Origin of the sequence: Microbacterium suwonense, assembly GCF_030296555.1 — a bacterium.
In the GTDB taxonomy this organism is placed as follows: Bacteria; Actinomycetota; Actinomycetes; order Actinomycetales; family Microbacteriaceae; genus Microbacterium; species Microbacterium suwonense.
Genome location: NZ_AP027728.1, coordinates 209,511 through 234,423 on the forward strand (window position 1 = coordinate 209,511; position 24,913 = coordinate 234,423).

A 24,913-nucleotide genomic window follows, 5' to 3' on the forward strand; every position below is an offset into this window, starting at 1 on the left:
CTCAGCCCGCACGCTCAACCTTTCCGGAACCCACCGAGGGGGCGAGAGCGTCGTCTACCGTTTTGGCGGACGTGCTGATGGCGGCATGTCCGTCCTCGATGTCCCACAGCGTGTTCTGCAGCAGGCGAGCAACCGTCCACCCGGCTGCACGACCACGGTCGAGGTCGAGCATCTCGGTGAGGATGTCGAAGCGTCGTCGCACGATGCGTGGCGCCTCGGTGAGGGTGTCATCGGTGCTCCACCCGCTGTCCAGCGCAGGCCAAAGATCGAACCCAGGATCGCCAACGAGAGGCTCCGGATCGATCGCCAGCCATGGTTCGCGGTCGGCTGCGAGGACATTGCCATAGTGCAAATCCCAGTGCAGCAGGTGATGTCCGGGCGCGGCTTCAAGATCGGTGACTCTGCTCATCCATCGACGGAGCCGAGCCCGGTCGTCACGTTCAAGTGCTGTCATTGCTGCGGGCGCGTCGTCAAGCATCCCAGAGAGGATCGTCTGGAGTTGAGGAAGCCCGTCGGGCGCAGGCGCGCTATGCAAGCGCGCTAGAAGCGACCCGACCACACGAACAGCGTCGTCGTCATTCTCGACGACCTCGAGGGTGCGATCGGCATGGAGGCGCTCGAGGAGCATTGCGCCCCGGCCGCGGTCGCTGTCCAAGAGGCGAACTATCCCTCGGCCGTTCCATCGGACGAGACCGATGATCGCCGCCGTGGTCTCGGCCCGCGGTACCTGCAACTTCAACGCTGCCCGTGTCCCATCGGCGCGACGCACCGGCACGACAACCCCCGCTTCCCCCGATCGGACCGCACCTTCCGCTCGAAGCTCCCACTTTTGAAGGAGGTCGCCTGCGACCGACGACAACATACTCGCCCATTCGCGGGTCACGTCATTGCCTGTCACGAAAGCACTGAGAACGCTCGCCGGAACAACGAACTCTCGATCTCGGCCCATGCTCAACAGTTCACCACAGAGCGCCACGCCGCCGACCCCAACGGCCACCACGGCCCATAACTACGCCAATTGTCAGACACGCCCTAACACCCCTGGCACGAGTGGGCGGGCGATCCGGTCCGCGAGGCGGGCACGGTCACCCTTCTCGGCCTGCGCCTGCTCGACCAGCTCCACGATCGTGGTCAACGAGTTATCGGTCCCCGCGGCGGTCGTCTCAATTTCCAGCGCGCCTGAGGCGTTGATTGCACCCGCGGACACGATGTCGCCCGGTTCGACTTCGACGGGGATCGACTCGCCCGTGATCGCCGAGGTGTCCAGGCTGGAGCGACCGGACCGAACGACCCCATCGGTCGCGACGCGCTCCCCAGGGCGCACGAGCAGGAGCTGCCCGACGGCGAGATCTTTTGCCGGAACCTCGACCGAGGTGCCGTCCCTGCGGATTGTTGCAGTCTCAGGGACAAGTTTCAACAGGGCCCGCAGTCCGCCGCGGGCTCGGTCCATCGCCTTGTCCTCCAGGGCTTCGGCGATCGAGTAGAGGAATGCAAGCGCGGCGGCTTCCTCGACATAGCCGAGGATCACAGCGCCGACCGCGCTGATCGTCATCAGAAGGCTGATGCTCAACTTGCCCTTGAACAGTTTGCGAATCGCCCCTGGTGTGAACGTCGAGGCGCCCAGCAGCAGGCCGATCCAGAACAGCATCTGCGCCGCGACCTCGGCCCCAGACCACTCGCAGATCAGACCCGCGAAGAACGCGACGCCAGAGAAGACCGGAACCATGATCCCGCGGTCTTTCCACCACGGCGAATCGTGGTGGACGTCTTCGTCGACCGCTGGCCCGCCGACCGCGGTGTTGATGGGTGCGCTCATGCGCTTGCCCCCGCCCCGCAGCAGCCCGGCACGGTGCACGACGTGTCCACGCACGGAGCATTATCGTCCACGGCGAGCGTCACGTCCACGAGCGAATTGAGCGCAGCAGCTAGGTGCGGGTCTGCGATCTCATACCGGGTCTGCCTTCCCTCGGGCTCGGCCACCACGATGCCACAGTCACGCAGGCACGTCAGATGGTTCGAGACATTCGACCGGGTCAGCTCCAGCTCGCGTGACAGCACGGCAGGATAGCTGGGGCCGCCGAGCAGTGTCATGAGGATGCGGGAGCGCGTCGGGTCGGCCATGGCTCGACCGAGCCGGTTCATGACGTCGAGACGGGAAGCAATGGTCAGCATGTACTGATCATACAGTGGCAGCTGTATAAGAGAAATTGGTGACTCTTGCTTCAATACAATGACTGGATTTGTTCCTCGCTTAGCCAACCATGCGACCCGTGGTGTCGAAGAGTGCCAGCTCGTCGGGGTGCAATTGATGCTGGCAGACGAACGAGCGATCCTTGATGCGCCAGAGCCCCTGTCCCACGCCGAGCCCGGGCAGTAACTTCTGCTCGGTTCCGGTGAGCCCGAGTGTTCCGGCTGTGACGCCGAGCTGGTCGGATTCCTGTCGATAGATGATTCTCGTCTCGGCGTTGGCCAGCAGACTGTTAGCAAGGGCGCGCATCGCGGAGCCTTGGTCGCCGACGTTCTCCAGGTCGGTCAGCTTGTGGAAGATCAGCATATTCGCGATCCCATAGTGACGAGCGAGCCTCCAGTGGGCATCCATCCTTCGCAGCAGTGCTGGGTGAGACATGAGCCGCCACGCTTCGTCGTAGATGCACCAGCGTTGCCCGCCATTGGGATCGAGCAGGGCAGACTCCATCCACGCAGAGGAGCAGGTCATGAGCACCGAGATCAGCGTGGAGTTCTCGGTCACCCGTGAAAGGTCGAGTGAGATCATCGGCAACGTCGGATCGAACGTCACAGTCGACGGGCCGTCGAAGAGCCCGGCGAGATCTCCCGCAACAAGCCTTCGGAGTGCGTGCCCGACGAGCCGCCCGTCCTCCGCGAGCCTGCCGTCAGGGTCTGCGTGCGGGGTGGGGGCGAGGATGTGCTCGACAACCATTGGAAGGATCGGTACATCGTTACTGCGCACGACCTCGGTCAGCGCGGTATCGATCGCCGTGTGCTCCAGCGGGGTGAGGGGTCGAGTAAGAACCGTTTCAGCGAGTGCACCGATCAGGTCGCGGCGCCGAGACGCGACGGTGGACGCCCAGCTCTCGTCGCTCATGCCAGAGGGGCGGTAGCCCTCGTCGAGAGGGTTGAGCCGTGTGGCAAGCCCGTGCCCGAGCACGATTGCACGCCCGCCGACGGCCTCGGCGACGGCCGTGTGTTCGCCCTTCGGGTCACCTGGCACGTAGACGCGGCGCCCGAATGGGAGGGACCGTGTGTAGAGGCTCTTTGCCAAGCTGGACTTCCCGGAGCCTACGATGCCCGCGAGCACGAGATTCGGGGCGGTGATGATGCCGCGGGCGTACAGCACCCACGGGTCGTAAACGAACGAGCCGCCCGAATACAGGTCCTGACCGACGAAGACGCCATCGGAACCGAGCCCGCCCTCGGCGAGGAATGGGTACGCCCCTGCGAGAGTGGCAGAGGTGTCCTGATGTCGGGGGAGACGGAACCTGCCTGGTGAACGTAGCTGAGCCGGGCCAGGTTCCCCAGCGGCGGGAAGATACGACGTGCCCCGACGCTCAGCCAGCTCGGCGAGATACTTGGCGCGCGTTTCTTCGCGTTCAGAGTGCTGCTGCTCGGTCTGTAGCTTTGCGGCCGCATTTTGACGCTGCTTACGCACTCGACGCTTCTCGGAGGCTGGAGCAACGAGGACCGCCGTATGGAGCCGCTCGGTGTCATCCCGGTTCATAGCCCCAGCCCTCGCTGTTGCTTGAGTGCAGTGATGTTCGCAGGCTCGAACCAGGATGCTCGCTGTTGGCGCCGCGCCGCTGGGCGCGCATCGAGGCCGCGCGACTCGTTCGGAAGTCCGTCTTCGGCGTCGATGGTGTGGAGTCGATAGAGGGCGACGTGGTTGAAGCTGTGACTGTAGGCGAGGTGGTAGTCCCCCTCGCGCAGCTCGTGCTCCAACGGCTCGCTGGGCGGCTCGTCGTAGACGTACCCGTTCTCCATCGCCGCGCTCGTGGTCTCGTGTCCGTAATCCCAGCTCTTCAGGTGGTCGAGCGCGGCGGCAGGGCCGTCGGCGTCGATCATGTCGAGCACTTCGTCGGCTTCTTCACCTTGCATGAAGACGACGTTGACCCATCGAGCTGCCGGGGTGATGTCCGTCGCGGGCGCGTCGTGCCAGGCGACACGGCTCGCTGCGGATGCTGCGGCGTTCAGTCGCTCCTCGGCTTGGTCGATGAATGTCGCCGCCTGATGCAGCTCATCGGCGGCAGCGAGTGCATCCGTTGATCCAACGGCATGGTTGCCGTGATCGTCGAACGCACGGGCACGATTGCTGATGTGGGCAGTAGCGAGCTGATCGAGCACCTGCCTCAGCGACCGGATTCCCGACAGCAGGTCGCCGAGCACGCCATAGAGATCCTGGGGGTTCTCGAAGTTGCGTGATGCATGCGCGAGCCCGCGCAGCGCCTCGGATGCTTCACCGGCATCGGCGCCGGGATCGTAGAACGTTGGCATTGGGAATCCTTTTGGCTTTCGATGGCGGCATTGATGACCATCAGGTGCGCATCCCAGGCACCGGTCACGATCACTTGAAACCGGCAGCAACCGTAAGGTCAGAGCGATCGCGCAAGCCGATTGCCACTGAAGTGTGACGGCATCGGGACCTCGGGAAAACTGCGTGGATCGTCCTGCTTTGAGTGCGGACCCAAAGCAGGACGACCGGACACCAGCCGGAGATGGAAGGGTCGAGTGCCTATTGGGCAATTGCCCGGTGCTCCCGCGTGCTCGGAAGCACGATGCGTGAAGCGAGCGCTCCTGCGGCGATAAGCCCGATCACGGCGAGGGCACTGCTGACCAGATACGGCGCATCCCCGGTAAACACGGGCGCAAAGCCGATGCCCAGGTAGAGGGCGATGCCGGTTGATCCCCTAATTGATCGGAGGCTCGCTGGACACCAGAGGCGATCCCGGCATCGTGGTCGGTGACGCCGCTCACCGCCGCGTATTGGAGGCCAACCAGACCGAAGCCCATGCCTGCGGCGATAAGGATCATCGCGGGAATCATCGCTGGTGCTGGTCCGTGCATGTGTACGACGATCGCGATGGTTCCCATCGCCAGCGCCGTGAACACGAGGCCAGCGAGGATGCATGCACGCGCGCCCCAACGGTCGAGCAACCTGGGCACGAACGTCGCCGCGATCACGAGCGAGACGGCCAAGGGGATGAGCGTGAATCCTGTCGCCAGCGGGCTGAGCCCCAGACGTTCTTGCAGGTAGAAGGTGAAGAGCAGGAACGACGTTGACAGTGCGGCGCTCAAAAGCGCCGTGGCTCCGTTCGCGAGGACTCGCGTCCGGTTGCGGAAGAACGTCATCGGCACCAAAGGATTCGCTGCACGTCGCTCAACCACGACGAACAATGCGGCGCAGACGAACGAGCCAGCAAGTGCGGCCACCCAGGTCACGGTTTGCGCACCCGAGCCTGCTTCGATGATTCCGAACACGAACAGCAGCGGCGTCGCGGTGAGCAAGATGGCGCCAGGAAGGTCGAGCGGAGTGGGCTTCGCCGCGCTTCCAACGGGGAGGAGGATGCCCGCTGTGACCAGCACGAGCAAGACGAACGGAATCGCCACAAGGAAGATCCATCGCCAGCCGTAGAACTCGGTGATGACCCCGGAGAGTACGAATCCGAGCACGAGGCCACAGCTGGCGACTGCTGCCCAGACACTCAGTGCCCGTGACCGTCCGCGCCCTTCGGGGAAGAGCATGACGATGGTCGCCATCGCTGCGGGGAGTGCAAGCGCTTCACCGACTCCCTGCAGCAATCGGGAGGCGACGAGGATCGGGAATGACCATGCGATCCCAGCCAGTAGGGAGGCCGCGCCGAAGATCGCGGTGCCGGTCAGGAGCACGCGTCTCCTGCCGAACACGTCGCCGAGGCGCCCACCCAGCATGAGTAGGCCACCTCCCGTGATCGTGTAGGCGACCACAACCCAGGTCAGCTGACTCTCTGATGCGCCAAACTCGGCGCCGATGGAAGGTAGTGCGACGTTCACGACGGTGACGTCGACGGCAATGAAGAACTGCAGGATGGAGAGACAGACAAGGACAAGCCATGCACGCACCGATGATCTATCCCGGTGCAAGGAAATGCGAAAGGACACGAATGCTCCGTTGTTCGAAAGATGAACCCCGGGCAGCAAAAAATACCGCTCCGGACTAACTACGAAGCGACGGAAACGTCAGAGGATGATCGCCCCGCCGCTAGCGGAGCGTCCTCGTAACAGCGGCGGCGGCCGCGGCAGAAGCGCCAGACATGGAATCCAAGATATCAGGTGTTGATTCAGTGCTCGGGCGATTACGATATGACCGCGGCTACACGACGCCGAGGCCGCCCGGAACGTGCGGCCAGGAGTAATCCTTCCGACTGGCGATCACGACGATCAACTATCGAACCGCATCCATGAGCTGCGACTTCGAGGTCCTGCTCACACCACCCGGCACAGAGGCAGCGCGGCGGCGGTGAATGCCTGCGCCTGCTGACCGACGAGGAGCCGCGTCTCGCAGGAGGCTTGAATCGCGGCTTGCTCGATCGCAGCCACTGCGGCGTCGAGGTCGTCGGCGGTGCGTGCTGAGACCGAGACAAGACCCGTGTAGCGGAGCACACCGTGCCCGGCAGTGAGGTCGGCCTCCTGCTGCAGCACGTCGTGAAACTCCGCCGTCTGCGATGCGTCCTCGATCTGACCGATCCGCTGACGCTGGGCCGCATCCGAGATGTACTCGGTCTTCTTCTTTCGGATATCGCGCGCCGCCTGATCGGAGCGCATCGGAGTGCAGAGTAGCGAGAACGACCGTTGAGTCCCTGTTGAGAGCAGCAGCGGCGCGAGGAACCCGGGGTAGACCATCGACCGCGGCCACTCCGAGATCCACAGCACCGCGTGGAAGGCCGAGTCGGTGCGCAGCCTCGACCACGATTCATTGACGGCGACCGGCCCGGCCGTCGCGAGCGACTGACCAAGTTCACCGTGGCGTTCAAGGGTCGCCGCGACCGCAGGATCGTAGGCCGAGCGCAGGATCACTGCGATCTCACCGCACGTCAGCCACGACGACGGTGAGAGGTCAGCGGATCGCAACGCGGCGATCAGCGTCGACATCTCCTGACGGAGCACAGCCGCCGCGCCGCGGATTCCGCCACCGGCAGTGCGGATCTGACGGGATGCTGCGCGCATGTCGAGGAGAGAGACAGCGTGGTCGCGTGGCGTTCTCCGGCGGGCCCTGCGCGGTCGATCAGCTCCGCGTACATGGTCGAGGCCCAGGACGCGTCGGCGTTACCGTGAGACGCCCACCATTCAGCAAGCCCTGACCCAGAGTCGGGCAGCGTGCGTTCCAGTACCTGGAGCATCGAGATGCGTCCTGAGCGGCAGACGGTTGCGAGCACCCGGCCCCACGAGCTGACTCGGCGTTCCTGTTCGCCGGGGTCGAGGAGCACGAATGCGGGATGCGAGACCGCCACGATCGCTGTGAGCGTTTCCGCGGTCGGATCATGCACCATTCCTGCGCCCGTGGCGGGGTCGTCGTACTCGCGGAGCCGCGCCATGTCGCCGGGAAGCGCGAGAGTCCCCGCGGGCCTAGGTTTCACAACTCGCCGACGGTAGAGAAGCTGCCCGCCAGTGGTCTTCCACATCCACCAGACCACCACTGGGATCCACTCGACGATCGCGCGTCCCGCGATCCGGATCCACACCACGGCCGCAGCGGCAAGCCACACGGGTGCGGAGAACGCGATGAGAATGCCGCCGCCGGCGTAGAAAGCCCACACGAGCGCGCCGATCCCGAGACCGAGAGCGACAAGTTGCGAGAGCGACAGCCCGAGTAGGACACCTCGGCGGGTAAGCCGGGAGAACTTCACCGGGACGAGGTCACCGGCGCGTTGCACGTCGTGATTCTTCGGCATGATCGGTCACTCCTTGCCGTTTGGCCGGGCCCGCGGGGTGCTAGGCGGTGCGGGGTCTGATCGTGGTGCTGGCGGCTGAGGCACAGAGGGAGCCGCCGATGTTGTTGGTGCCGCAGACGGGGCAGCCCCGATTTCACCTGCGCCAGTCATCGCTGTTTCGGCGGTGCCACCGACCGCCCGCCCGAGCTTCGGCCCGGCGGTCGCTGCGCCCTTGACGACTTCGGCTCCGATGATCACGGCTGCTGCAGGACCGGCCGCCGCGGCAGCTCCAGCACCAGCGCCTGCGCTCGCGCCGGTTCCCGCTTTGGCTCCTGCTGTTGCTCCGCTGGTACTCGCCCCAGCTGTGGTTGTTGTGCCTCGCGCACCGCTCGACGCGTGAGTCGCACCGGAACCACCCCCGGAGCCGCCATCCAGCACTTTCTTCACCCCGTCTCCCTGTGGTTTCGACGGAACAGGGATGGGGCGGTTGACGGCGTTCTTAGCTTCCTGCTCACTTCCCATCGCCTGGTAGAGATCGAAACCCAAGAAAGAGATGAATCGATAGACCATGTACGGCGCGAACGCGGCGATGAACAGAAGCACAATGCCAGAGATCGGCTCCGTCACCGAGGAGAGGTCCGCTTCGATCGGCGTCGAGACCTGAGTGATTGCGATGAGGAACACGACGACGAGTACGAGCTTGGACACGATCAGGGCGACGACGAACGCCACCCATTTGCCGATCCATCCACGGGTGACATCCCACGCAGCCCCTGCGAAGGCGATCGGCGCAAGCACGATCGCGACGAGCAGCAGAGCTTTGCGAATGAGGAGTGAGAACCAGACAATCGCGACCGCACAGATCATGAGCCCGGCGAGGAATATCGTGATGATCGCTCCGACGCCGGGCGCAGCAATGTTGATTGTGGTGAGGCCTGCGGTGAGCAGCGCGATCTTGTCGCCCATTGTCTCGGTGGTCTCTCCCGCGGCTTGGACGATGCCGATGGAGAGTTGGTCGACGATCTCCAACGCCGTTGCCGTCAGCGTGATGACGACAAACGAACCGAGTACGGCTTTGGCCGCTCCGAGCGCTGCCCGTGAGAGCGCAGCAGGTTCGCGCCGGATCAGACCCAGGATGAGCTGGAAACAGAAGAAGAGCAGCACGATGAAGACACCGATACCGAACAGCAGGTTGTAGACGTCGAGGTAGCCCTGCGACTGGACGTCGACGAGGGTGGTGCTGTCGAAGACGGTCCACATGGCTTCGATGAGCCATCCGGCGGCTTGTCCCATCGTCGCGGCCAGCCAGTCGAATGGGGCAGACACCAGCGTTGCGGCGCCTTCGCCGACGGCATCGCACACGCTAGAGATGACGGGGATATCGCAGACACTCATCGCATTGCTCTCGAAGTTGGTGGGTTCGCGAAGCTCACACCTGCTGCCCGACGTTCCAGAAGAAGTTGATCAGCGTCACGGAGGCACCGCAGATGATGGCGGCGCCACAGGAAACGAGTACGCCGAGCTTGCCGCGGGAGGCGAGGTGGGGATTGGATGAGTTCGCGCCGAATCCCCACACGATCGCCGACACGATCAGTGCGAGCACGGACAGGATCAGCCCGATCGTCATGACGGCGCCGACGATCACGCGCAACTGACCGATCCCGGGCAACCCGGAATCGTTCGGAGTTACGTCGATATTCATCGGCAGAACTGCGGTGAGGGTCGTGATGAGTTCGAACACGGTGGCTCCTTGGCGTGAGCACCGCCCGCGGCGGTGACGGAACAGGGTCGAGAGCCAGGTGCGCAGGTCATCTCCTGCGGGGCATAGCACGATCCGCCAAGTCCACTCGCCGAGCCACGAACTCGGGCACTCGGTCGTACAACCTCAACCGCATGCTGTCAGCGACGATGTTTCGAACGTCCTTCAGAGGTAGCGGCAAATGGACTCTGGCGTGCAGGGTTCGGATGCGGTTGCCGTGGCGTGTGCGCGAAGCTCGACGATGTTGGAGCGCAAGGCCTGCAACTTTTCGATCTGCGCGTCGATGTCTACGAGCTGACGGTCAAGGAGGCCTTGCACGTGATCGCAGGGTGACTGGCCCGAGTCGCGAACATTCAGAATCTCGGCGGTTTGTGCCAGGGTGAGCCCTGCCGCACGTGCCCGGTCAATGAATTCAAGCCTCTGAACTGACTCGTCCCCATAGCTGCGGTACCCGGTAGTGGTGCGCTCTGGCTGCGGGAGTAGCCCGCGCTCTTCGTAGTACCGGAGGGTCGACGTCGTAGTCCTTGCCTTTTCGGCGAGTTCTCCGATTCGCATGATGACCCCTCCCGTAGACAGCTTGACCTTCAACCATACTTGAAGGTGCATTCTTTCAGGAGTGGTCGAACGTACGGCCCGGTTCGATAGGGGAAGCGCCATGACGCAACACACAGAGTTCGACCTTGCGGTGATCGGGACTGGCGGCGCAGCAATGTCCGCAGCGATCCACGCTCGATTGGAGGGTGCGAGCGTCGTCGCTATCGAGTCCGGCACGCTTGGCGGTACCTGCGTGAACGTGGGCTGTGTGCCTTCGAAAACACTCCTCGCGGCCGCCCACACACGCCACGCCGCGATCACCAATCCGTTTCCCAGCGTCTCCACGTCCGCTGGCGATGTTGACCTTGCTGCGCTGATGCAACAAAAAGACGAGCTGGTCGGCATGCTCCGCCAAACCAAGTACGCAGATATCGCCTCTGCGTACGGGTTCGAGATCCTTCCCGGCAGCGCCGCGTTCGCCAGTCCATCCGCACTGCTCGTAGATGACCGACCGGTGCGTGCCAAGTCGTATCTCATAGCTACCGGTGCAGAACCACTCATCCCGGCTATCCCCGGTATCGAACAGATCGAATACCTTACGTCAACTACAGCGATGGAATTGACCGAGCTACCCGATTCGCTTGTCGTGATCGGCGGAGGTTTCGTCGGTCTGGAACAAGCCCAACTCTTCGCCCGGCTCGGGGTGGACGTCACCGTCATCGGACGGCTCGCCCCACACGCCGAACCGGAACTCTCCTCAGAACTCCGCAAGGCCTTCCTGGCTGACGGAATTACCGTCATTGGCGACCGAGCCGCCAGCATCGCACGTATCGACGGCTTGGTGCACGTGACGACGGGCCGGGGGACAGTGGCTGTGGGTGAACGGGTACTCGTAGCCACCGGCCGCACACCGCGCACCGAAAAACTCGACCTTGCCGCAGCGGGCATTGCTACCGACGAGCGCGGCTTCGTCGTCGTTGACGAACTTCAGCGGACAACCAACCCGGCCGTGTTCGCCGCCGGTGATGTCACCGATGCACCCCAGTACGTGTACGTCGCCGCGATGGCCGGAAAGATCGCTGCGCGGAACGCCCTCGGTAGCTCTGAGCAGGTTGACTACACCGGGATCCCCTCCGTCCTGTTCACCTCGCCTCAGCTCGCTTCCGCCGGGATCACCGAAGCAGACGCCATCGCCGCCGGATACCGGTGCGCTTGCCGCTACTTGCGACTGTCCGATGTGCCCCGAGCGATCGCCAATCATGACACCCGCGGCGGCATCAAGATTGTCGCCGATTCTGACTCCGGCAAAGTTCTCGGCGTCCACGCACTCGCCGACGCTGCTGGCGAGATGATGCTCGCCGCGACCTACGCGATCAAGGCGGGATTCACCGTCACGCAACTCGCCGACACCTGGGCGCCTTATCTGACCATGGCGGAAGGCATCCGCCTCACGGCGAACCTCTTCCGGAACGAACTCCCCACCTCATGCTGCGCCTGATCTCACGGCCAGGCGACTTGGGGCGAACCGAATGGCGGAGAGTCACTTCAGCCTGATCCTGGCTCGGCTCAGGTGCGCAAAGCCATGATTGGCTACAGCTGCCCGCCCACGTTGATGAGCCAGTTGACCCACGTGACGCCGCCTCCGGCGAGGATCGCGGCGCCGAGTGCGACGAAGACCCCGGCGCGCGCCTTCGCGGCGACCCCAGGGTTACCCGTCGACGTGGCGATGGCCCAGGTGATCGCGCTGATGATGATCATGAGCACCGCGACGATCAGGATGATGGTGAGCATCGCGCCGATCACGACTCTGAGGTCACCGATGCCGCTGAGGCTGCCGAAGTCAGGAAACACGTTCATCAGAGACCGCCTCCAAGCGCGGAACATCCGGCTCCTGCCGTAGCTTCGGGGAGATCTGCTGCGTCGTGATCATTGAGCCATTTCGCAGCATCCACCGCTTCGCCGTTCGTTCCACCTGGTCGAACCTCGAAGTGCAAATGAGGGCCTGTTGAACGCCCGGACGAGCCCACGTCGCCGATGTGTTGCCCGGCGACAACGCGCTCGCCGACGGTGACGTGGATGCCGTGCTGCCACATGTGCGCATAGCCGGTCGCGACCGTCACGCCACCGAGGCGGTGCTCGATTACGATGAGGCCGCCGTAGCCTCCAGAGAACTCGGCAACCGTCACGACACCGTCAGCCGCGGCGAGGATCGGCGTCCCATCCGGCGCGGCGAAGTCCGTTCCGCTGTGGAAGGCGCTCTCGCCAGTGAGGGGATCGGTTCGTGGACCGAAATCACTTGTGTGCACCCAGGTTCCCTCCGGCAACGGGAACACGACGCGCGAGGCCTCCGCCACGTCGACGACAGGCGACGCAGGGGCCGTTGGCGTCGTCGTCGCTGCCAATGTGCCACGCGTGAGTGTCGTGAGGATCGTCTCGGCGACGGGCTCATAGTTGTTGTACCGGTCGGGGTACGCCGACACTTCGACTGCTTGCGCGACTTCGCCCTTGCCCATGCTCTGCCAGCCGGGGATGTCCAGAAGACCACGGGGCGAGGGGTAGTTGGGGCCGGTCGGGCCGCCGAAGAATGCTTTGGCTTGGTATTCGGGTTCCATCAGCTCCGCGATCGATCCCCAGCCCGATTGCGGTCGCATCTGGAACAGGCCGAGTGAGTCGTGATCGGAGCCGTTCCCATCGTTCGGATAGCTGCCGGACTCGGGGTACGCTCCGGTGTTCGCGAGCTGTCGAAGCGTTGACTCGGTCAGCGCTGCCATCAGTGCGATCTGGATGGCGTCCCTCGTCACACCGTCGATGCTCGATCCGACGGTGATGATCGTCGCAGCGTGCGTGAGCTGTTGCTTGTTCAGGGTGAATGTCTCACCGTTTGCGGTCGTGACCACGAGAGAGTCCGGCACGTTTCCGACGGTGAGTCCCGACGAGGCAAGGCACGCGATGGCGGTGGGATTCACCACCAGTCCGACGGTGACGAGTCCGAGGGTCGGTGCGAGCAACATCAAGGCGACCACTGCGATCGCGAGTTTCTTCATCATGAGCCAGTCGTCCTAACGCAGCGGATTGTTCAATTGCGAGAGCCGCAGGACGTAGCAAGGGTCCTCGGCCGGGCACGCGATGAAGATCGTGAACGCGACCGGATGCTCTGCGGTGACCGAGTCGCCGTTCCACACGCCGGATCGCTGGCGGATACCCTCGATCGTGTATGCCGCGGCGCCGTCGGGGAGCTGCCCCGGGCGAGCCTGCGCGAGCGCATCAGCCCAGGTATCCGGCACGAACACTGAGGTGATCTCCAACCGCTGCGTCGTTGCGTACGGTCGCAGCTGCGCCCACGCGCTCGACGTGGGCAGGTAAGTGGCGATGTCGGCGGCGAGCCCCGACTGTTCGAAGCCGGTCGGGTCGGCGACGTCGAGGATGACTGCGGTGTAGTCGAGCGGCAGGAACGCACTGCCGGTGTCCCAGGTGAACAGTGCCGCGGCGACGCTGCGTGCGAACGCCTCGGCGTCGGTGGTCGGTGGGATCGACGGGATCCGAGATGGTGAGGTCGGCTCACGAGAAGGTTCTGCGCTCGGAGCAGCACTCGACAATGGAGGATCAGTTGACTCGGTGGGTTGCTCGGATCCGATGACGAGTCCGTAGATGCCGATTCCGGCGACAAGGATCGCCAGCGACAGCGCCGCGGTGAGGGCGATCAGAGTGCGGCGTGCGCGAGGAGCGGTAAGAAGCTTCATGCGGGACAGGTGCGCCGCATCTATCCCGAGTCAGAGGGCGCGAAGGTTCCCCACCTGGGCCGCCGACTCGGCGTCCGCACGATCAACGTCGCGCGCGGCACGGAGTTGCTCAGCGACCTGAACGGTGGCTTCAACAACGTGCAGGAACATCTCGACCTCGGCGTCACTCAGTTGGCGGGCCAGCTCATCGATGTCGAAGTGCCGCCACCAGCCGTCGAGTTCCGTCCACGTGACGACGAATGCGCGAATCGGCCACGGCTCGTCACCGTCGACGCGCGAGGTCAGCGCGCTTGGCGAAGGTCGCCGTTTGGGTTTCGGAGCGTTCTTGATGCGCGCGAGTGCTTCCTCAGCCAGCTTCGCCACATCCACGACGTCACCATCGGTTTGGGCTGCGGTCACGAGCTGCCGAGCACGCTGAAAGCTCGGGTGCACGGGAGCGCCTGAGCCGATGAGTTCTAGCTCGGCTGCGATTCCTTCTCGCACGGAGTCGGGCTGACTTTCGTCTTCCGCCATCTGCTGCAGGTAGTTGATCTTCTCCAACGTCGTATGAGAGGCGCCCTCCGGGATCATGGCGGCAGCTTGCTCGCGCGCGTCTCCGACAGAGTCTGACGGTGCCGCAAATTTTGCGGCACCGTCATTTCCCGGCTGATTCACGGTGCTGAATCGTGATGCTTCTTGGCGGCGGGCGGCGTCCTCAGCCATCAACGTCTTGATCTCCCGGTACAGCGCGGCATTCTCCAGTTGGGTGAGCGACTTGTGCAGCGCGTTGTCATCCTGCTCAGCAAGCAGATGCGCGAGTTCTCCCGAGATCCCTGAGCGCACCCAGACTTTGACGTGCATCCATCCCAGTCGCTTGATCGCGGCCAGCCGACGGGCACCACACACGAGATTGCCCTCCGGGGTTACGGTGATCGGTTGTAGCAGCCCGTCCCGTTCGATCGACGCGGCGAGGAGATCGAGTTCCCCGAGATCCCTGCGGTGACGATGGCCAACGTGGATTGAGTCGACAGCTCGCTCCAGCTCAATGTGCCCGTCGTGCGTGCTCATCGTCCGCTCCCGTGTTTGGGCGCAGACGTCACGATGATCGACACGAGGTCGTCATCGAGCAGCAGAGCAGGAAGAGTCTCGCCGACAAGGATGCGAAGGAGGATGCCGCGGCCGGTGCTCGTTGCGCGATATGCGGGGTTGGGATGTCCGAGCAGTGCGTGCAGCAGGGCCGACCACGCGTCGCCGGGCAGATCGAGGAGCGCGCGAGCATGCTTGTCACGGCGCAACACTTCGTAGGCGCTCTGCCGAGACCCGGCCCGTGCGATCGCGCCACACACGTGCTCGATCGCGGCGCGGGTCGTGCTCTCCGGCCAGCCCAGCGTCGCGAACAACGCGATTGACACTTCAATCGCCTGTTTGGCGGTGCCTACCTCGTCATTCTTGTTGGCGTCTTCAGCCTCAGGTTCGAGGTACTTGTCGACCACATGGAATGCGGGATGGTAGTCGGCGAGAGGATTCTCTCTGTCAGCGAATCGTTCTGGGTCATGGAATGCGGAGACGTGCGGGCGGCGAGCTTGGTGCGTGGCGCAAAGTAGCCCTTGCCCACGCTCTTCGGCGATGCAGGTGATCTGCACGCCGCGAGTGACGACGGCCCAGGGGTCGTCAGCTTCGCGGGCCGAACGAGTTCGCATCACATCGAAAGCTGCGGATGCGGCCTCCCACGGGTCGAGCCCGTGTTTTCGAGCGAGCGCCCCATACTTCTCGGCAGCAAACGTGGCGAGTTCCGCGGCTACGCGGTCGTGTTTCCATGCGTGGGCACCCGACTGGTGCAACCGGTGCAGCAGGGCGCGCAACCCTTCGCTCGTGGTGAAGTCCTCGCGAGGGTGCGACGGGGAATAGTGAGTGGTCATGACAAGAGCACCTCCTGCCATGCAGGTGCGCACCCGCTCCCCAGTGGGAAGGATGGATGCAGATGAGGTACCCATGACGATGTCCGCTCTTCACGATCAGGCGGTGCCGATCGAGCTGCGCCCCGCATCCGGTCGCGTGGCACCACGCCCAAACGCTGAAAGGGGCGGGAGATGACGTGCACGTTCGGCGATGCGCCGGGTGCCGTCCTGTGCCGCTGTCCGCGTGCGCCGATGCAGCTCGGACTGGAAGTTGATCCCCGCACCGGCCACTCGTGCGCTGCTGCGAGCCACCAGGTCGGTCGGGCGTACCCATTCGACACCGCGCCCTCGGTATGTCGCAGGATCGCGCATCGAACTCCGCTGCTGATTGCGAAGCCTCATTGACTCGACGGCTTCATGCCTCGTCGTAACGTCGATGGCTTCCGCATCGATGGGGCGGTTACCGACGTCGGCCGTGTTCTCGTTCATGTTGAGTCCTCTGTTTCGTCGGGTGCGGAACGCGCCCGCTCATGTTCAGTAGGTGCGCTCGCGAACCAGCGCCCGACGGTAGAAGGATGCACGGCGAGTTCGCGGGCGATGCGCTTGTTCGACCAGCCTTTTTCACGCAAGACGGTCGCTTGTTCCTGGGGAGAGAGAAGCGCGACATCGGCGTGCTCCTCGGCCGCCTCAGGCGTGCGCACGAGCAGCACAGTCAAGTGCGTGATTGCCAACAGCACCACCGGTGGAACGGCAGCGACAGCCGCGGCAAGCACACTTGGCACGTCGGCATCGGCGGCGACCACCGCATGGATCGAGTTTGCCGTCACCGAAACGGCTGCGGCTCCCGCAAGCAGCGCCCACGGATACCAGGCGGAACGTGACCCGGCGAGGGCAACAACAGCAACGGTCGAAACGACGATGACGCCGTCGACAATGAGTGGCCACGCCCATGCCTGCCCCGCACCGATGCCCGAGCGGGCAGCGAGATCCGCCAGGGAGGTAAACGACAGCCAAAACGCTCCCGCAGCGATGAAGACTGTGCCCGCGACCGCCGTGATGATTGCCGATCGGCGCGCCCGAATGCTCCTCATGCCAAGGCCCGAGAATCCGTGACCGGTCGCGGTCGGTGCGGCGGCGTCATGGGGGCGCCCAATGGTAATCGTTGAGCTGACCGGCCATGCACGGATCGATAGGCCGAGCGGACGGTCGTCGTCACTTCACGCTCGCTGAGCCCAGCAGTCGCACCCGCGGCCGTGAGAGCGTCGAGCGCCGCTCCTGTGGGGATGTCTTTCTCCGCCATTTTGCAGGCTGCCCAGAAGACGCCGTGGTTCCGCTCGCCCTCTTGGAGGCGGGATACCCAACTCGCCAATCGCGTGAGATCAGCGGGTGCCATATCTGTGGCTGCATCGCGTGGGTTCGCGGACGGCCGTGGAGGATCCAAGAGATCACGAAGGCGCTGTGCGTCGAGCGGATGTCCGCTTCCGTGAGCGAGCCGCAACGTCTTGTAGCGGCGCGCTTCACCGTCAATGGTCCGCACCGAGGGCGGCAGGATGATGTAGCCGCCGTCGCCACGAAAGTCGATTCCCGCTCGCGCCGACTGCCAAGACCTCTGGTCCGAATTGCCCCTCGCAGGGAAGTGCAAGTGCAGGCCGCCCGACGGCGTTTCCACCGCTGCGACCCAGCCATTCACCAGCCCTTCGCGTCGCGCACGCTCCAGCGCGGAGTATCCATCGACAGCGCCATGAATGTCGACATCGACCACGACGAGTCCCGAGGCTGCACCCGTCGGCATCCCAATGTTTGCGGTGGGCATCGCGGTCCACCAGCGCCGCACCAGGTCTGCTTCGGCGCTCGCCGCGTGAAATCCTCCCGCGACAACTGGGCGCTTCCCGCCAGCGGCACATGGGAAGACCGGGATGCCGCTCGCTGCTAACACGAGCGCGCTTCGACCGAGTGGGTCCTCGCGACCCATTCGATCGAGCACCTGCGCGAATGAATCTGCTGCGCTCATCACAGCCCCCGTGAGTCGATCGTTGCCGCGTGCTTCGAGCTGCTCGCGATGGTTGGCGCAGTGTTCGTCCGCGTCGCGGCGGCGGAGTTGGTGCGCCCGGCGGTGCGATCGAGCCCAGGGGAGTGCCATCGCCGATCGTCTGCGTGTCCAGCTGATCGAGGATTTTCATCGCAGTGGCGCGCACTCGTTCCCCGGTCGTGCGCACGATCTCCGCGGGTTCCTGGCCGTCGACGTTTGCGGCCCACGAAGTGACATACGGAATCGTGTAGTCGCTGGTGTCCATGCCGTGTGCAGCGCCAATCATCAGCGCGACGGACTCGGCCTCTACTTCGCCAACACCCCGGCGCTGCCGCGCGGCATCTTGATCAGGCCCGTGCATCAGCACGTGCGCGAGTTCGTGCGCAAGCGTCTTCACGCGCGCGGCAGGATCCATGTTCTCGCGTACCTTGACGGTCTTATCCGTGTAGTCAGTGACACCGTTCGCCCCGTGAATCAGGCCCTCGTGCTCCACATTGAGGAGCTGAAAACCTGCCGCCTCGATTCGCTCGGCCAGCCCCGCCCAGAGGCCGTCCGGTGCTTCGCCCTTCAGCAACGTCGGTGCAGGTGGAGTCGGCAAGGTGTCGCCGGAGGTCTGCGCCGCGTCCCACACGTAGGCGGGGCGGACGCCGATCATCTTCGAGCGGACCTCTTCGCTCGGTCGTGGTTTCTCGAATCGGTTGAGCCGTCGCCACGACGCTGGATCCGCAGGCGTCGGCGACGCGAAGCGACCGGTCACCGGAGCAAGAATCTGATACCCAGGTTGCCCCTTCTCGACCTGGCGACCCAACTGCTGCCACTGCTTGTACCCAGCCACGTATGACGGCATCGGCTCGGACACTAGACCTGCTTCGAATGCGGCGGCGTGCTGCATCCAGATGAGCAGGGTGTTGTTGAACGAGCGGCTGCGGAACCTGGCTGCAAACCGAAGCGCAGCTGCCCAGTCCTCGCCAGACACCAGCTTGTCAACTGCTTCGGTCAGCTTCTCGTGCAGCTCATCGAGCTTCGCTTCGCGGGTGGCACGGCGTTCCTCTGTCGACACCATCAGGTGCCCTCCTCTCCGGCGCGCCACGTCGCAGGAGTGCGTGGCGATACACCGGTGAGGTGGGCGAGCGACTCCACGAACTCTGCGGATGCCCCTGCGGGTTCCCACAGCACGACGTGGCGACTCGTTTCGGCGCGAGTGCGGTCGACGATGCTTGGGCAGCCAGGAGCTGGGCATGGTTCACCTCCCTAAGAGTGATCGAAGGGTCCAGAGACTCCCGGGCGTTGAGCATGCTCAAAACGTGCGGGGCTTCGTTTCTAGCATCGACCGTTGAGCATGCGCAACCCTTGATTTGTTCATGCTCAACGGCTATATTGAGCATGCGTAACGTGCCGGGATTACCCTGCCGACGATGCTTCTCACCGCGAGCGAAGGAGGTCAGCGCGCATGACCGACGACGAGAGCGCGACTGCGGCTGCGGATCTTGCGAAACGCCTGCGGCTGTTGCTCGATGTTGCAATCGCCGAGACCGGCTCCGAGCCGACCTACTCGCAGATTGCGGCGTTTCTTCGGGATCGCGGCACCAACCTGTCACGGTCGCGCTGGACGTACATGGTCAATGGGCACCGGTACGTTCAAGACCCCGCCGTCTTTGCCGGGCTTGCATCGTTCTTCGACGTCGACACCGACTTCTTGATCGGCGCGAACGACGCCGAAGTTCCCGAGAAGGTGAGCGCCCAACTCGACCTCGTGCGCTCCATGCGCGCGGCGAAGGTGAAGTCCTACGCGGCCCGCACGCTTGGAGATATCTCACCGAAGGCACTCCAAGCCATCAGCAAGTTCTTGGATGAGGAAATGACGCATACAGACCAGCAATAACGGCGTCGCTCACGTAGCCGAGTCGATGCCGCGAAGTACCCTCGAAGGAGGTGAGCGCACCGTGAATATCGAACAGGTCGTTCAGACGGCTGTCTCGGATCTTGCCCTCGGCAGTGTCTTCACCTTCGACGATCTCTACGGTGTCGTGCAGCAACGCAGGGGGCGCCGCCTGCGTATCGTCGAGCTTGCCGAAATCGGCGATCACGACGGACTCTGCGCGGTCTGGCTCACCACCGACGAAGACGACATCATCATCCACGCACGCACTGACTCCGCCCTACATCGCCAGCAGTTTGTTCTACACGAGCTGTCGCACATGATCCTGGGCCATTGCGACGGCGACGAGTGCACGGAGACGGACGTGCTCCTGCCTGACATTCCTCCGCACACTCGCGCCCGCCTGCTCAGGCGGCAGGACCTTGATTCCGACACCGAGATTGCCGCGGAGTCTCTCGCGGACCGGCTCGCGGCAGGGATCCGAGGGTCCGCTTTCGCGGAGTCTCGCTACTTCGAGGTCTTCGGATGATCCAGACGCTCGTTGCGATCCTCATGTGGGTTCTCGTCGCGAGCCTGCTGATCCTGCGACGAGGGCGCCCAGACCGCAGCATTACGTACGCATCGGTCACGATCGCGATCGCGATGACCCTCAACGTTGATGCGATCTACCTGGCCGTCGATCCTTTCCTTGGCGGAACGAACATCACGACTCTGCTTTCCGACGCGCTCTTGATGATTGGGCTCTTCTTTCTGGGCCGCGCGGCGATGAAGGCTGGTGAGTATCGTCCCCGCTTGGTGCGAGCAGCCGTCGGGCGCCCCGCCCTGATCCTTGCCCTGGTCACGACGACGGTGTTGTTCTTTTTCATCGACCGCGGGGCGTCGACCGCGACATTCATGCTTGACCTCGGCGACCAGCCGGTAACGGCCGCCTACTCAATGATCGGCTTCACCTACTGCGGCATCGTCCTGGCGGCCATGTTTGCGTTGGCGGCACGCCAACTTCGCGTCGGCACCGGCATTCAGCGCATCCCCGCACTCCTCCTGCTCCTTGGCTCGGCGTGCGGCGTCGGTTTGGCCGTCGTGGTCCTCGTAATGGATGTCGCACACGTCGCGGGTCAGCTGGAACTGATGCGCACGTTCGGCGAAGCATACGGGCCGCTCTCGCTGCTCACTTTCCTGTTCTTGTGCGCCGGGTTCGCGGGGCAACCAGTTGTCAGGTCGTTGCGTGAACGCACACGGCGCGCGCAGATAGCGCAGATCACGGGGGAGCTGGAACCGCTCTGGCAGCGGGCCACGAGCGTTCGCCCCGGGCTCAGCAGTACCGATGCCCTCGGCGCCAGTCTTGACGATCCTGAAGGACGATTGCATCGCGAAGTGGTTGAGATTCGTGACGCCATGATCGATCCACGCGTGACATTCGAGGTGACGCCTGCTGAAGAAACTCTCCTAGAGCGGGCTGAGGCGCAACTTCTGGGGCTCGACTCGGGCGTGGCGCGCACAGGTTTGCGCGCGGATCGTGGCGACAGCAGCAGGGAGCACGCATGAAGCGGCGGCTCGCGATCGGCGGCGCTATGGTCGGTGCTGCTGGTGCAGCCCTGGGATGGACGATCGCGCGGAAGCTAACAACACCAGTCGGGCCACGCCGTTTCAAGCTGACCTTGCGCAGCGTTGAGGTCAATGGTGATCGCCAACTTCTTCTGCTCGACCGTACTTGCGATACCGAAGCGCCCGGCACCTACAATCTCTGGTTTGAACGCGGCGGATGGGCGCAACTCGGCAACGAAGTCGAGGATCGTGGTCAGAACCAAGTCGCGCGCGCCCTCGTGGGAGTGTCACCAGGGCTCACGCCGCGAGCTGGTGATCGAGTCTCGTGGAGCGGCATCTACTACGCCACACCCGCCGATGCCGGGCTCGATGCCCGCGACATCTCGATCGTGACGCCGGTGGGCTCGGCGCCTGCATGGCGCGTCGACGGTGATCTATCCACCTGGGCGATTCACGTCCACGGACTTGGCAGCCCCCGAGCGGGCACACTCCGTGGCGTACAGGTCGCGACGGAACTAGGACTCACGTCACTCGTGGTGAGTTACCACAACGATGGGGAAGGGCCCACCGCGGGACGTGGTCGGTCCACACTTGGCGCCACCGAAGTCGAAGACATTGAGGCAGCGATCGGATACGCGGTTCGCCGTGGAGCAGAACGGATCGTGCTGTTCGGCTGGTCTATGGGAGCTGCGATCGCACTGCAGGTTGCGCATCGGTCTGACTATGCACCACTGGTAGTGGGACTTGTCCTCGATTCGCCGGTGCTCGACTGGGTGGAGGTCATCAAGGCAAACTGCAAGCGCGCTGGGCTCCCGGGTGGCGCTGGTCTGCTTGCCGTTCCGTGGCTCACCCTCGGCACGCTCGCCCGACTACTGGGGTTGCCTGTTCGCATCCCGCTACGAGAATTCGACTGGGTGACCCGCGCCGAGGAACTCGCCGTGCCGAAACTCATCCTTCACGGCAGTCACGATGACTCGGTACCGATCAGATTGTCGTCGGTGCTCGCAGAACGTCGTAAGGACCTGGTGCAGTTGGAAGTATTCGACGCCGGGCACACGCTGGCCTGGAACTCGGACTCTCAGCGATGGAAATCTTCTGTCTCGACTTGGTTGTCCGAGGGGCCACTGGCCGGAATCAGACGTCCGGAGCGCTGAGCTGCTTCGCCTGCTCGACCTGCTCGGTGGCCAGATAGCGGAAACTTTGCGAGGGTTCGATACCGAGTACCGTCCTGAGTGAATTGAGCGGCACCGGTTGTTCCCAGGAGTCTGGGCAGTCAACCTCCAAGAGCGTCGATTCGTCGGCGCCTTCGAGGTACGCGTTGAGGTCGCTCTCGCTAATACCAATGTCCGATCCATGCAATCCCCACACGCAATCAGGGTTCACCTTGATCGTTCGCCGAAGACGCACGGTGCCGAGGACCGCTTTCTCAGGGGAACTTGAATACAGAACGACTGTGGTTCCCGGATCGATGTATGGGAACCTGCGCCGTACTTCGATCGTCTTGCGTCCCTCTAGGATCGCCCGAGCGAACTGCGGCTTTATCGATAAGAGTAATGCTCGGGTCATCGCTCAGCCCACCTCGGTTGCATCCGCATGATGTCGTCGAACACGCCGGGTGTCGCTCGACGGGCGGTGATCTTGGAAGTTGTCACGTCGTGCTTCCTCAGGATGCGATCGAGTGTCGCGCGATCAATGGGCCTTTCAAGTAGCTGTGTGTCCTCGACCCGCCATACCGCCACTTTCCCGTTCTTTGAGTGTGCCTCGATCTCTCTGGTTCGAAGTGTGCCGATCGCTCGATACTGCTCAATCGCTGTCTCTACTGGAAGCGTCGTTGCCTCTACGACGCGTGAGTGTGCAACCACGGCACGGACAGCTGAAGCTTTATGTCCCTTCGGGTCCCAGCTGACGTACCATAAGACTCGCGAAGGCACCTCTTGAACTCCCTTCGGAGCGGCGAAGTAGACGACTTGCCGCGCGAAGCCCAATGCTCGCTTCTCACGTGTGTTGAACAGAGTGTCGTTGTAGCCGATGAGTTCGCGTGCGTACTTGGGCTGGATAGGTACGATGTGGACCGGAATGTCGCGTGCTATGAGGACCTGGGGCCAGTTGATTCGCTCATACTCGCTGACCTCGGTCGCGGTGATCGCTCGCGCGGCGGCATCAGGCGAAGCCAGCCAGGATAGCTTCACGCGCGGCACCTGTCCGGTGAAACCGTCAGCGTGCAATGCAGACCTCAGTGCCGGTGAGAGAGCTTGATCGGTAATGGAGATGCTGTCGGCGCCCTGCTCCAACGCGCGCCAGCGAAGATGACGTACCAGCTGGAACGCGATGGTTTCGCCAAGCGAACCACTACCGACTCGCAGTATCGGAACGAGGAGCGTCGCGCCACGTTGCTCAGTTGCAAGTAGTGCCCAGAGGCGAGATCTCTCGTCGACGAGTACCTGTAGCCCGAACTCTGACGGCTTGGCGAGTATCGCCTGGAGCCGTCGGCGGAAAGCCTTACCCTTCTCAGAAGAGGTGCGCTCCACGAAGGCTTCTTCGAGCCGCGACGACAGCGACGCCACTTTCTCCCACTGGAGGCCCACGGCCTCCAGTTGCTCGGAACGGAATCTAAATGGTGGCGCTGGGGGCATCAGTCGTTGAATGAGGTCGACGGGGCGAAGCACCTCGGTTCCGAACTCAGCTTCGATCCATGTCTCGCAGGCTGCAATAAGGTTCGAGTCACGGGTTACGAAGAACTCTGCTCCAGCAAGGATTGCGTCGGCGAGATGCTTGACGTCATCAGCCAGGCTGGCGTCGCCCGTCGTGAGCCGTTCCGGCATTCTTCGAAGGAGTTCGGATGCGAGGCCGCGCATCCCTCCCTCTCTTCGGAGCGTTACAAGGCCATTCAAGGCCTCACGAACCCTGTCGCGCTCGCTCTCTGGTTGTAATCGATCGATGTCTGAAGCGACTTCGGGGAGATCGTCAACTCAACTTCATCGATAAGCCAATCCGCTTCAAGACCGAGTGACTCTTCACGTTCAGGGCGTTCGAGCGCGCTTGAACAGTACAGGTCGATGATGACGTTTGAATCGAGTACAGCTTTCGGCTTTGTTGAGTCGTACAGCGCACTCTCAAACAAGTCGAGTTGGCCAATGGATCGCGTCCAAATGGTGAGTGTTGACCCAGCCTTTGCGCGGCCGGGCCGCTGTCCCGCTGGCGCCATGTCGAGCGAACGCCAGAAATCATCGAGCCCATAGTCCACGCGGCAGTGGGCGGTTATCATCGTGCGAGCGGGGTTCAAGTCAATGACTTTGTTCACCATTGCTCTCGCCAAGCCAGACCGCCGGGCAGAGTCGCCAACGCAAACGTGAACAAGCCGGATGAGATGCCGCCGAGGCGTACTGAAGAGCACATACCCGGCGATCTCACCGTCGATAAGCCCGAGGACGAGTTGTCCCTTGTTTCCGGCTGCTTCAAAGGCAGCGTAGGGGAGATGCCCCAGCGTGGCCCTGCCCTCCCGGTGAAGTCCGATGACAGCCTCGAAGTCTTGGCCGTGAGACGGAGACTTAGGGTCCCATACGCGGGTCGAGAGGGAACGAGGGACTGAAAGTTCAGCGGTCATGTCACCACCTCGCCCCTCGATAACGGT

Annotated in this window: 23 protein-coding genes and 4 pseudogenes; 5 read left to right on the forward strand and 22 right to left on the reverse strand. The window is 63.6% G+C overall.

The features are described 5' to 3' along the window. Position 1: 1 nt before the first annotated feature. The 10 genes and pseudogenes from QUE33_RS01115 to QUE33_RS01160 all read right to left on the reverse strand — a co-directional run bounded on the left by QUE33_RS01115 (position 2) and on the right by QUE33_RS01160 (position 10,233). Positions 2–862: an aminoglycoside phosphotransferase family protein gene (locus QUE33_RS01115; protein WP_286302971.1), complete on the reverse strand. Its 861-nt coding sequence runs from the start codon at positions 860–862 to the stop codon at positions 2–4. A gap of 171 nt (positions 863–1,033) precedes the next feature. Continuing rightward, positions 1,034–1,816, reverse strand: a pseudogene (locus QUE33_RS01120) (P-type ATPase actuator domain-containing protein); the annotation flags it as partial. After that, positions 1,813–2,172, reverse strand: coding sequence for a Cd(II)/Pb(II)-sensing metalloregulatory transcriptional regulator CmtR (cmtR, locus tag QUE33_RS01125; protein ID WP_286301427.1), 360 nt, complete (start codon positions 2,170–2,172; stop codon positions 1,813–1,815). The pseudogene QUE33_RS01120 and the gene cmtR, both read right to left, overlap by 4 nt. Before the next feature lie 79 nt (positions 2,173–2,251). Further along, positions 2,252–3,736, reverse strand: a complete 1,485-nt coding sequence (locus tag QUE33_RS01130; protein WP_286301428.1) for an ATP-binding protein — start codon at positions 3,734–3,736, stop codon at positions 2,252–2,254. After that, complete coding sequence (locus tag QUE33_RS01135) at positions 3,733–4,506, reverse strand: hypothetical protein (RefSeq protein ID WP_286301429.1); 774 nt, start codon at positions 4,504–4,506, stop codon at positions 3,733–3,735. The genes QUE33_RS01130 and QUE33_RS01135 overlap by 4 nt, the downstream gene beginning before the upstream one ends. 318 nt (positions 4,507–4,824) lie before the next feature. After that, positions 4,825–6,150 carry an MFS transporter gene (locus tag QUE33_RS01140; RefSeq protein ID WP_286301431.1) on the reverse strand — a complete coding sequence of 442 codons (1,326 nt, stop codon included), beginning with the start codon at positions 6,148–6,150 and terminating at the stop codon, positions 4,825–4,827. A 324-nt stretch (positions 6,151–6,474) separates the two neighbouring features. Further along, positions 6,475–7,940 (reverse strand): annotated as a pseudogene (locus QUE33_RS01145) (SCO6880 family protein). Between the two features lie 6 nt (positions 7,941–7,946). Further along, positions 7,947–9,314, reverse strand: a complete 1,368-nt coding sequence (locus QUE33_RS01150) for a TrbL/VirB6 family protein (protein WP_286301432.1) — start codon at positions 9,312–9,314, stop codon at positions 7,947–7,949. Between the two features lie 34 nt (positions 9,315–9,348). After that, positions 9,349–9,660, reverse strand: coding sequence for a DUF6112 family protein (locus QUE33_RS01155; RefSeq protein WP_025102595.1), 312 nt, complete (start codon positions 9,658–9,660; stop codon positions 9,349–9,351). A 183-nt stretch (positions 9,661–9,843) separates the two neighbouring features. After that, a complete protein-coding gene (locus tag QUE33_RS01160) occupies positions 9,844–10,233 on the reverse strand; it encodes a heavy metal-responsive transcriptional regulator (RefSeq protein WP_085605464.1) in 390 nt (129 codons plus the stop codon). Between the two features lie 100 nt (positions 10,234–10,333). On the opposite strand from QUE33_RS01160, the gene merA reads away from it, so the two are divergent. Next, complete coding sequence (gene merA / locus QUE33_RS01165) at positions 10,334–11,710, forward strand: mercury(II) reductase (RefSeq protein WP_085605410.1); 1,377 nt, start codon at positions 10,334–10,336, stop codon at positions 11,708–11,710. 92 nt (positions 11,711–11,802) lie between these two features. Here the strand turns inward: merA and QUE33_RS01170 are convergent, their stop codons facing one another. From QUE33_RS01170 to QUE33_RS01210, 9 genes and pseudogenes are all read right to left on the reverse strand, one after another. Then, positions 11,803–12,069: a DUF6112 family protein gene (locus QUE33_RS01170; RefSeq protein WP_085605408.1), complete on the reverse strand. Its 267-nt coding sequence runs from the start codon at positions 12,067–12,069 to the stop codon at positions 11,803–11,805. A 23-nt stretch (positions 12,070–12,092) separates the two neighbouring features. Beyond that, positions 12,093–13,259 (reverse strand): annotated as a pseudogene (locus QUE33_RS01175) (M23 family metallopeptidase); the annotation flags it as partial. A gap of 12 nt (positions 13,260–13,271) precedes the next feature. Continuing rightward, the gene (locus tag QUE33_RS01180; RefSeq protein ID WP_286301434.1) at positions 13,272–13,952 is read right to left on the reverse strand and encodes a hypothetical protein; all 681 of its coding nucleotides are present in this window, start codon (positions 13,950–13,952) and stop codon (positions 13,272–13,274) included. Between the two features lie 30 nt (positions 13,953–13,982). Then, on the reverse strand, positions 13,983–14,999 hold the full coding sequence (locus QUE33_RS01185; RefSeq protein ID WP_286301435.1) for a ParB/RepB/Spo0J family partition protein: 1,017 nt from the start codon (positions 14,997–14,999) through the stop codon (positions 13,983–13,985). Further along, positions 14,996–15,850, reverse strand: a complete 855-nt coding sequence (locus QUE33_RS01190) for a hypothetical protein (protein ID WP_286301436.1) — start codon at positions 15,848–15,850, stop codon at positions 14,996–14,998. Before QUE33_RS01190 ends, QUE33_RS01185 begins: the two co-directional genes overlap by 4 nt. A 96-nt stretch (positions 15,851–15,946) precedes the next feature. After that, the gene (locus tag QUE33_RS01195; protein ID WP_286301438.1) at positions 15,947–16,318 is read right to left on the reverse strand and encodes a hypothetical protein; all 372 of its coding nucleotides are present in this window, start codon (positions 16,316–16,318) and stop codon (positions 15,947–15,949) included. Then, on the reverse strand, positions 16,315–16,920 hold the full coding sequence (locus QUE33_RS01200; RefSeq protein ID WP_286301440.1) for a DUF2637 domain-containing protein: 606 nt from the start codon (positions 16,918–16,920) through the stop codon (positions 16,315–16,317). The genes QUE33_RS01195 and QUE33_RS01200 overlap by 4 nt, the downstream gene beginning before the upstream one ends. Further along, the gene (locus QUE33_RS01205) at positions 16,917–17,969 is read right to left on the reverse strand and encodes a bifunctional DNA primase/polymerase (RefSeq protein WP_350226541.1); all 1,053 of its coding nucleotides are present in this window, start codon (positions 17,967–17,969) and stop codon (positions 16,917–16,919) included. Before QUE33_RS01205 ends, QUE33_RS01200 begins: the two co-directional genes overlap by 4 nt. A gap of 202 nt (positions 17,970–18,171) precedes the next feature. Then, positions 18,172–19,098: pseudogene (locus QUE33_RS01210) on the reverse strand (ArdC family protein); the annotation flags it as partial. Between the two features lie 210 nt (positions 19,099–19,308). On the opposite strand from QUE33_RS01210, the gene QUE33_RS01215 reads away from it, so the two are divergent. The 4 genes from QUE33_RS01215 to QUE33_RS01230 all read left to right on the forward strand — a co-directional run bounded on the left by QUE33_RS01215 (position 19,309) and on the right by QUE33_RS01230 (position 22,436). Continuing rightward, entirely contained in the window at positions 19,309–19,740 is a 432-nt protein-coding gene (locus QUE33_RS01215) for a hypothetical protein (RefSeq protein ID WP_286301442.1), read from the forward strand. Between the two features lie 61 nt (positions 19,741–19,801). Then, entirely contained in the window at positions 19,802–20,266 is a 465-nt protein-coding gene (locus tag QUE33_RS01220) for a hypothetical protein (protein ID WP_286301443.1), read from the forward strand. Then, positions 20,263–21,282 (forward strand): DUF6545 domain-containing protein, encoded by a 1,020-nt coding sequence (locus QUE33_RS01225; RefSeq protein WP_286301445.1) that lies wholly within the window; start codon positions 20,263–20,265, stop codon positions 21,280–21,282. The genes QUE33_RS01220 and QUE33_RS01225 overlap by 4 nt, the downstream gene beginning before the upstream one ends. Continuing rightward, positions 21,279–22,436, forward strand: coding sequence for an alpha/beta hydrolase (locus QUE33_RS01230; protein WP_051267424.1), 1,158 nt, complete (start codon positions 21,279–21,281; stop codon positions 22,434–22,436). The genes QUE33_RS01225 and QUE33_RS01230 overlap by 4 nt, the downstream gene beginning before the upstream one ends. Here QUE33_RS01230 and QUE33_RS01235 read toward each other — a convergent pair. Genes QUE33_RS01235 through QUE33_RS01245 form a run of 3 tightly spaced genes read right to left on the reverse strand, consistent with a single transcriptional unit; the run spans position 22,417 to position 24,886 of the window. After that, positions 22,417–22,848, reverse strand: coding sequence for an ASCH domain-containing protein (locus QUE33_RS01235; protein ID WP_286301452.1), 432 nt, complete (start codon positions 22,846–22,848; stop codon positions 22,417–22,419). The genes QUE33_RS01230 and QUE33_RS01235 overlap by 20 nt on opposite strands. Then, complete coding sequence (locus QUE33_RS01240) at positions 22,845–24,137, reverse strand: PIN domain-containing protein (protein WP_286301454.1); 1,293 nt, start codon at positions 24,135–24,137, stop codon at positions 22,845–22,847. Before QUE33_RS01240 ends, QUE33_RS01235 begins: the two co-directional genes overlap by 4 nt. 32 nt (positions 24,138–24,169) lie before the next feature. Further along, positions 24,170–24,886 carry a GNAT family N-acetyltransferase gene (locus QUE33_RS01245; protein ID WP_286301456.1) on the reverse strand — a complete coding sequence of 239 codons (717 nt, stop codon included), beginning with the start codon at positions 24,884–24,886 and terminating at the stop codon, positions 24,170–24,172. Positions 24,887–24,913: the final 27 nt, after the last annotated feature.

What these genes read in the sequence shown, in the direction of transcription:
- QUE33_RS01115 (WP_286302971.1), bottom strand. Translation starts at nt 862, where the DNA reads ATGTTGTCGTCGGTCGCAGGCGACCTCCTTCAAAAGTGGGAGCTTCGA.
- cmtR (WP_286301427.1), bottom strand. Translation starts at nt 2,172, where the DNA reads ATGCTGACCATTGCTTCCCGTCTCGACGTCATGAACCGGCTCGGTCGA.
- QUE33_RS01130 (WP_286301428.1), bottom strand. Translation starts at nt 3,736, where the DNA reads ATGAACCGGGATGACACCGAGCGGCTCCATACGGCGGTCCTCGTTGCT.
- QUE33_RS01135 (WP_286301429.1), bottom strand. Translation starts at nt 4,506, where the DNA reads ATGCCAACGTTCTACGATCCCGGCGCCGATGCCGGTGAAGCATCCGAG.
- QUE33_RS01150 (WP_286301432.1), bottom strand. Translation starts at nt 9,314, where the DNA reads ATGAGTGTCTGCGATATCCCCGTCATCTCTAGCGTGTGCGATGCCGTC.
- QUE33_RS01160 (WP_085605464.1), bottom strand. Translation starts at nt 10,233, where the DNA reads ATGCGAATCGGAGAACTCGCCGAAAAGGCAAGGACTACGACGTCGACC.
- merA (WP_085605410.1), top strand. Translation starts at nt 10,334, where the DNA reads ATGACGCAACACACAGAGTTCGACCTTGCGGTGATCGGGACTGGCGGC.
- QUE33_RS01170 (WP_085605408.1), bottom strand. Translation starts at nt 12,069, where the DNA reads ATGAACGTGTTTCCTGACTTCGGCAGCCTCAGCGGCATCGGTGACCTC.
- QUE33_RS01180 (WP_286301434.1), bottom strand. Translation starts at nt 13,952, where the DNA reads ATGAAGCTTCTTACCGCTCCTCGCGCACGCCGCACTCTGATCGCCCTC.
- QUE33_RS01185 (WP_286301435.1), bottom strand. Translation starts at nt 14,999, where the DNA reads ATGAGCACGCACGACGGGCACATTGAGCTGGAGCGAGCTGTCGACTCA.
- QUE33_RS01190 (WP_286301436.1), bottom strand. Translation starts at nt 15,850, where the DNA reads ATGACCACTCACTATTCCCCGTCGCACCCTCGCGAGGACTTCACCACG.
- QUE33_RS01195 (WP_286301438.1), bottom strand. Translation starts at nt 16,318, where the DNA reads ATGAACGAGAACACGGCCGACGTCGGTAACCGCCCCATCGATGCGGAA.
- QUE33_RS01200 (WP_286301440.1), bottom strand. Translation starts at nt 16,920, where the DNA reads ATGAGGAGCATTCGGGCGCGCCGATCGGCAATCATCACGGCGGTCGCG.
- QUE33_RS01205 (WP_350226541.1), bottom strand. Translation starts at nt 17,969, where the DNA reads ATGGCACTCCCCTGGGCTCGATCGCACCGCCGGGCGCACCAACTCCGC.
- QUE33_RS01215 (WP_286301442.1), top strand. Translation starts at nt 19,309, where the DNA reads ATGACCGACGACGAGAGCGCGACTGCGGCTGCGGATCTTGCGAAACGC.
- QUE33_RS01225 (WP_286301445.1), top strand. Translation starts at nt 20,263, where the DNA reads ATGATCCAGACGCTCGTTGCGATCCTCATGTGGGTTCTCGTCGCGAGC.
- QUE33_RS01230 (WP_051267424.1), top strand. Translation starts at nt 21,279, where the DNA reads ATGAAGCGGCGGCTCGCGATCGGCGGCGCTATGGTCGGTGCTGCTGGT.
- QUE33_RS01235 (WP_286301452.1), bottom strand. Translation starts at nt 22,848, where the DNA reads ATGACCCGAGCATTACTCTTATCGATAAAGCCGCAGTTCGCTCGGGCG.
- QUE33_RS01240 (WP_286301454.1), bottom strand. Translation starts at nt 24,137, where the DNA reads ATGCGCGGCCTCGCATCCGAACTCCTTCGAAGAATGCCGGAACGGCTC.
- QUE33_RS01245 (WP_286301456.1), bottom strand. Translation starts at nt 24,886, where the DNA reads ATGACCGCTGAACTTTCAGTCCCTCGTTCCCTCTCGACCCGCGTATGG.